Raw genomic sequence first — 5,819 nt, forward strand, 5'->3', positions numbered from 1 at the left:
GAAGACGGGCTGCTGCCCATGACCGGGCTGCCCGAGACCGATGTGGCGCAGCACCGCCAGTTCCTGGCGCTGATCGACCGGCTGCATACGCAAGTCGGAAGCGACGGCCGCAAGGTCTTCAGCATTCCCATCGTGCTGTCGTCGCAGGACCCGGCATGGCGCGCGCTGGATGCGATGACGTTCAAGCAGTGGCTGGAGCGCGAGGGCTACACCTCGCCCGCCCTGCACTGGTATCTGAACTATTGCTGCCGCGACGACTACGGCGCGCAGTACGACGTGGTGTCGGCCTGGGCCGGCCTGCACTACTTCGCCAGCCGCGACGGCCACGCGGCCAACGCCGGCGAAGGCGCGGTGCTGACGTGGCCCGGCGGGCTGGCCGCGCTGACGGACCGCATGCGCGATGCGATCAACCAAAAGCTGGGGCACACCCGATGGCTGCTTGACGGCACCGCGCTCCGGGTCACGGAAACGCCCGCCGGCCCGCTCACGACCTGCATGACGGACGCCCCCGTGCCCGGCGCCTACACCGTGCAGTCCCGCCGCACGGTCTGCGCCATGCCGCTATTCGTGGCCCAGCGCCTGCTGGCAGACATCCGCGCTTACGGCTATGACCCTGCCGTGCATGCCTCGTCGCATGCGCCGTGGCTGGTGTCGAATTTCGTGCTGGAGGGCTACCCGATGGAAGCGCCCGGCGAGCCGCTGTCCTGGGACAACGTGGTCTACCAGGGGCAGGCGTTGGGCTACGTCGTGTCCACGCACCAACTGCTGCGCGTGACCCGGTCGCCGCGCACGGTATTCACCGCCTATCACGCGCTAAGCGGGCAGACGCCTGACGCCGCGCGGCAATGGCTGGCCACGGCCAGCCCGCAAGCGTTGCGCGACGAAGCCGCCGCCGATCTCGTCGCCGCTTACGGCCGCGAGTTCTGGCGCAACGCGCGCCGGCTTGACATCACCGTGCGGGGCCACGCGATGGCCTCCCCGCTATGCGGCTATCTTTCCAACCCCGGGCTGGCCGCGCTGCGGGACGTCGACGGGCCGATCCTGTTCGCGCATGCGGACTTGTCGGGGTATTCCGTCTTCGAAGAAGCGGCATGGTGGGGCGTCGTGGCGGCCCGCCGCATTCTGGGTGAAAAGCCCCCGTCGGCCTGACGGACACCTAGCACAATTGTGCTTCATCGCCATGTAGGGGCTGCAATACAATCCCCGTCCTTGACGCTTAAAAGAACGACACATGGGAAAGCACGTCATTGTCCTGGGAGCGGGCATTGTGGGTGTCTGTTGCGCGCTGGAACTGCAGCGCCGGGGCCTCGCCGTCACCCTCGTCGACCGGCAGGAGCCCGGCATGGAAACGTCCCTGGGCAACGCGGGCGTCCTGGCGCGCAGCTCACTGATGCCGTTCAACCATCCCGGCTTGTGGCGCCAACTGCCCCGGCTGCTCAAGAACGACACCGTCCAGTTCCGCTACCGCCGCGGCTACCTGGCGAAGAACCTGGGCTGGGCGACGCGGTTCCTGCTAAACGCCCGGCCGGCGGTCTTTCAGGAAACCGCGGCGGCGCTGGACGGGCTGATCCGCTTGTCGGCGCCGGAACACCTGCGGCTGCTGGATGCCAGCGGCGCCCGGCATCGCCTGCGCGACTCGGGATGGATATTCCTGTACCGCTCGGAACAGGCGTGGAATGGCGGTGAACTGTCCCGCCGGGCCTACGCGCAATTCCAGGTTCCGACCCAGGCGCTGGCTCCGGCCGAACTGGCCGAGCTGGAACCCGCGCTGGCGCCCATCTTTCATCGCGCGCTGTGGATCCAGGGGTCGTATTCCGTGGACGACCCGCATGAAGTGGTCGCGGCATACGCCGACTTGTTCCGCCGCTCGGGTGGCGCGTTCAGGTGTTTGACAGCCAGCAGCATCCGCCGCGACGGCCAGGGCTGGACGGTGCAAGGCGCGCAGGGATCCGAATCGCTGCGCGCGGATCAAGTGGTCGTGGCGCTGGGGCCATGGTCCAAAAGCCTGCTGAAAACCGCGGGCATCGATCTGCCCATGGCGTTCGAACGCGGCTACCACATGCACTACAGCGGCCTGAACGGCGCGCGCGTCTCGCGTCCGGTCTACGACACCGGCGGCGGCTATGTGCTGTCGCCCATGGCACGCGGCCTGCGCCTGACGACGGGCGTCGAGCTGGACGACTGCGACGCGCCGGCCAGGCCGGCGCAACTGGACTTGTCTGAAGCGCGTGCGCGCGAAGCCTTTCCGCTGGGCGAACGACTGGATCCGGCCGCCTGGCTGGGCCGGCGGCCCACGTTGCCAGACAGCCGCCCGATGATCGGCGAAGCCCCGCGCCATCCTGGCTTGTGGCTCGCCTTGGGCCACCAACATATCGGATTCAGCACGGCGCCAGGAACGGCGAAGATACTGGGCGAACTGATGTTTGACGCCACCAGCCGAGCGCGCCACCAGGCGTTCCGCCCTGGCCGCTTCATCTAGAGCCCGCACACTTTTGAGGAGAAGTCGATGAGCACAAAACGTAGTTTCCTGGCGTCCGTCCTTGCCCTGGCCAGCCTGGCCAGTCTTGGCCTGCCGAGCGCCGCCCAGGCGCAGTCCGCCAACGAGACGGCAATGGAGCGCATCATGCGCACCAAGACGATCCGCATCGGCGCCATCGCCGGCGCCATCCCCTATTTCAACAAGAATCTGAATACGGGCAAGTGGGAAGGCTTCGGCCCCGATTTCGCCGAGATGTTCGCGGCTCGCCTGGGGGTCAAGACCGAGTACCTGGAAACCACCTGGGGCAACTCGGTGCTGGACGTCCAGACCAACAAGATCGACCTGATGTTCGGCATGGCGCCCACCCCGGCCCGCAAGGAAGTGGTGAACTTCTCGGACACGCTGTTCAACAATACCTACACCACCGTTTGCCGCAAGGGATTCGTCGGCAAGTCGTGGGCCGAACTGGACACGCCGGAAACCCGTGTGGTCGTGGACGTGGGCTCCAGCCATGACCAGTTGGCCACCCGCGTGCTGCAGAAGGCGAACGTGACGCGCCTGGAGAACTCGGGCGCCGCCACCCTGGCGTTGTCCTCGGGCCGTGCCGACTGCCAGATCCTGGTGGTGCTGCTGGCCAAGCCCCTGCTGGAAAAGCGCCCGAACATCGGCACGATGAGCATCCCCGCTCCGGTGGAGACCGCGCCCGTCAGTATCGGCCTGCGCAAGGAAGGCGACGACTCGCTGCAAAAGGCGGTCAACGCCTGGCTGGCCGACATCCGCGCGAAAGACGAAGTGCGGGGCGTGATCCTGGGCAACATGCAGAAACTCGCCAATGTCCCGCCCGAGGCCTTCCCGCCCGAAATCAAGTTCTAAGGCCTGCGCCATGAATGACCAGAATGGAACCCTTCCCTCTCGCTCCCGCCTGACGACGTGGCTCTTTGTCGCAGTCGCCGCGATCGCGCTGTTCGCGATCGTCAAGAAATGGGACAGCATCGCCGGAAACGCCGTCAACTACGACTGGGATTTCAGCGTGCTCTGGGAGTACCGCAAGCTGATCGCCACCGGGGTGCTGAACACGATCCTGTTCACCATCCTTTGCGTGTTCCTTGGCCTGGCGATCGGCCTTGTGACGGGGCTTGGGCGGCTGTCGCGCAACGTGTTCATCACGGCGCCGCTTCGGGCTTACATCGAAGTGTTCCGCTGCACGCCGGTCCTGGTGCAGCTGGTCTGGTTCTACTACGCCCTGCCCGTCGTGACCGGCATCGAAATGTCGCCGGTCATGGCGGCCACGCTGTGCCTGGCGCTGTACGGTGGCGCCTTCTATTCAGAGATCATCCGCGGCGGCATCATTTCGACCGATGCCGGACAGACCGAAGCCGCCAAGGCGCTGGGCATGACGCCCTCGCAGGCGCTGCGCCGCGTGGTGCTGCCGCAGGCCTTCAAGAAGATGGTGCCGCCGCTGATGAACCAATCCATCATGCAGCTGAAGAACACGTCGCTGCTCTCGGTGCTGGCCGTGCCGGACCTGCTCTACCAGGGCCAGGTCATCGCCCACGATACGTACCGCCCGCTAGAGATCTACACCTTCATCGCAGTCGCGTATTTCGTGATCCTGCTTCCGTTCACGATGTGGGCCAAGAAGCTGGAATTCGGCGGCATCAGCAAAGAGGCATGACCATGAGCCCCCCTATCATCAGCATCCAGGGCTTGCGCAAGTCGTTCGCCAATCAGGAAGTGCTCAAGGACATCAACCTGCAAGTCGAACGGGGCCAGGTCGTGGCGTTGATCGGCCCGTCCGGCTCCGGCAAATCCACCCTGCTCCGCTGCATCAACCTGCTCACGATCCCCGACGGCGGCCAGATCACGGTAGGCAACCAGTCGCTGACCTTCCAGGGCGCAAACACGCGGCTGCCCAGCGAACGCAAGCTGGCCAGCTTTCGCGCATCGGCCGGCATGGTGTTCCAGCACTTCAACCTGTTCCCGCACATGACCGCGTTGCAAAACGTGATGGAAGGTCCCGTCACCGTGCTGCGTCGGCCGAAAAAGGAAGCCGAGGCGCTGGCCCGCGAACTGCTGGGCAAGGTGGGCCTGCTGGAACGCGCCGATTATTTTCCGGACAAGCTGTCGGGCGGCCAGAAGCAACGCGTGGCCATCGCCCGAGCGCTCGCGATGCAGCCAGCCGTCATGCTGTTCGACGAGGCCACGTCGGCGCTGGACCCCGAGCTGGTGGGCGAAGTGCTGAACGTCATCAAGGGCTTGGCCCGCGACGGCATGACCATGATCCTCGTGACGCACGAAATCGGCTTCGCCAAGGAAGTGGCGGACCAGGTGGTCTTCATGCGCGACGGCGTCGTGGCGGAAGCCGGCCCGCCCGATGTCGTGATCGGCAACCCCCGGAACGAGGCCACCCGCGCCTTCCTGGCGCGCTTTAACCGCGCGCCCGGCCTGGAAAGCTGAGCCATGCCCACCACTGGATTCCTGGGCGTGCTGATGCTGGACACCCGTTTTCCGCGACCTCCGGGCGACGTCGGCAACCGCGAGACCTACTCGCGCGCCGGCATCCCGGTGCGCTTTGCCACCGTGCAAGGCGCCTCGCCGCGCAAGATCGTGCAAGACGCCGACCCGTCCTTCCTGCAGCCCTTCGTGGACGCGGCCGTAGCGCTGGCCGCGCAGGGCGCCCAGCTGATTTCAACCAGCTGCGGGTTTCTGGCCAGGTACCAGGCGGCGCTGCAGGCGGCCGTGTCCGTGCCGGTCGTCACCTCCAGCCTGCTGCAATGCCAGGGCCTGGAACGCGTCGGCATCGTCACCTTTGATGCGCAGTCGCTGTCGCGCACGATCCTGGATGCCGTCGGCGTTCCCCCCGGCGCGGTCGTCGAGGGCCTCGCGCCCGGCTGCGAAATGCATGCGCGCATCCTGGCGAACGCCCTCGAGATGGATCTGGCCGAGGCCGAACGCAACGTGGTCGATGCCGCCCGGCGCCTGGTCGCGCGCGCCCCCGGCCTGCGCAACATCGTGCTGGAGTGCACCAACATGCCGCCCTACCGCGACGCCGTCGCGCGGGCCACCGGCCTGCCGGTGCATGACATCGAGACACTGCTTCTGGCGCGGTGGCGCGGCCTGCCCTGAGCCGGCGACGCCGCCCTGCCCCGCGACGCAAAAAAAGCGCGCGGCCTTTTGGGGCCGCGCGCTTTTGCTTGAAGCGGACGGAATCAGCCCAGCAACAGCGCGTCGTCTGACAGCTTTTCGCCACGCACGCGTTCGAACATGGCCAGCAGGTCCGGCACATCCATGCCGCGGCGCTCGTCGCCGGACACGTCCAGCACCACCTGGCCTTGATGCA

General features: G+C 66.6%; 6 protein-coding genes and 1 pseudogene. 6 read left to right on the forward strand and 1 reads right to left on the reverse strand.

Going from position 1 to position 5,819, the window contains the following annotated elements:
- The 6 genes from ACO6D5_RS29310 to ACO6D5_RS29335 form a co-directional block, all read left to right on the forward strand.
- Window positions 1-1,149, forward strand: a 1,149-nt coding sequence (locus ACO6D5_RS29310) for a flavin monoamine oxidase family protein (RefSeq protein WP_485827332.1), incomplete at its 5' end; no start/stop codon positions are given.
- Window positions 1,150-1,231: 82 nt separating this feature from the next.
- Window positions 1,232-2,479, forward strand: coding sequence for an NAD(P)/FAD-dependent oxidoreductase (locus tag ACO6D5_RS29315; RefSeq protein WP_485827333.1), 1,248 nt, complete (start codon window positions 1,232-1,234; stop codon window positions 2,477-2,479).
- Window positions 2,480-2,506: 27 nt separating this feature from the next.
- Window positions 2,507-3,352: a transporter substrate-binding domain-containing protein gene (locus ACO6D5_RS29320; RefSeq protein ID WP_485827334.1), complete on the forward strand. Its 846-nt coding sequence runs from the start codon at window positions 2,507-2,509 to the stop codon at window positions 3,350-3,352.
- Window positions 3,353-3,362: 10 nt separating this feature from the next.
- On the forward strand, window positions 3,363-4,154 hold the full coding sequence (locus tag ACO6D5_RS29325) for an amino acid ABC transporter permease (protein WP_088588995.1): 792 nt from the start codon (window positions 3,363-3,365) through the stop codon (window positions 4,152-4,154).
- A gap of 2 nt (window positions 4,155-4,156) precedes the next feature.
- Complete coding sequence (locus ACO6D5_RS29330; RefSeq protein ID WP_485827335.1) at window positions 4,157-4,936, forward strand: amino acid ABC transporter ATP-binding protein; 780 nt, start codon at window positions 4,157-4,159, stop codon at window positions 4,934-4,936.
- A 3-nt stretch (window positions 4,937-4,939) separates the two neighbouring features.
- On the forward strand, window positions 4,940-5,605 hold the full coding sequence (locus tag ACO6D5_RS29335; protein ID WP_485827336.1) for an aspartate/glutamate racemase family protein: 666 nt from the start codon (window positions 4,940-4,942) through the stop codon (window positions 5,603-5,605).
- Window positions 5,606-5,688: 83 nt separating this feature from the next.
- Here the strand turns inward: ACO6D5_RS29335 and ACO6D5_RS29340 are convergent.
- A pseudogene (locus ACO6D5_RS29340) lies at window positions 5,689-5,819 on the reverse strand (ABC transporter ATP-binding protein); the annotation flags it as partial.

It is taken from the genome of Achromobacter sp. (genome assembly GCF_057314935.1).

Bases quoted from the DNA above. Each gene is read 5' to 3' on its own strand.
- ACO6D5_RS29320 (WP_485827334.1), top strand. From the start codon at position 2,507: ATGAGCACAAAACGTAGTTTCCTGGCGTCCGTCCTTGCCCTGGCCAGC.
- ACO6D5_RS29315 (WP_485827333.1), top strand. From the start codon at position 1,232: ATGGGAAAGCACGTCATTGTCCTGGGAGCGGGCATTGTGGGTGTCTGT.
- ACO6D5_RS29335 (WP_485827336.1), top strand. From the start codon at position 4,940: ATGCCCACCACTGGATTCCTGGGCGTGCTGATGCTGGACACCCGTTTT.
- ACO6D5_RS29330 (WP_485827335.1), top strand. From the start codon at position 4,157: ATGAGCCCCCCTATCATCAGCATCCAGGGCTTGCGCAAGTCGTTCGCC.
- ACO6D5_RS29325 (WP_088588995.1), top strand. From the start codon at position 3,363: ATGAATGACCAGAATGGAACCCTTCCCTCTCGCTCCCGCCTGACGACG.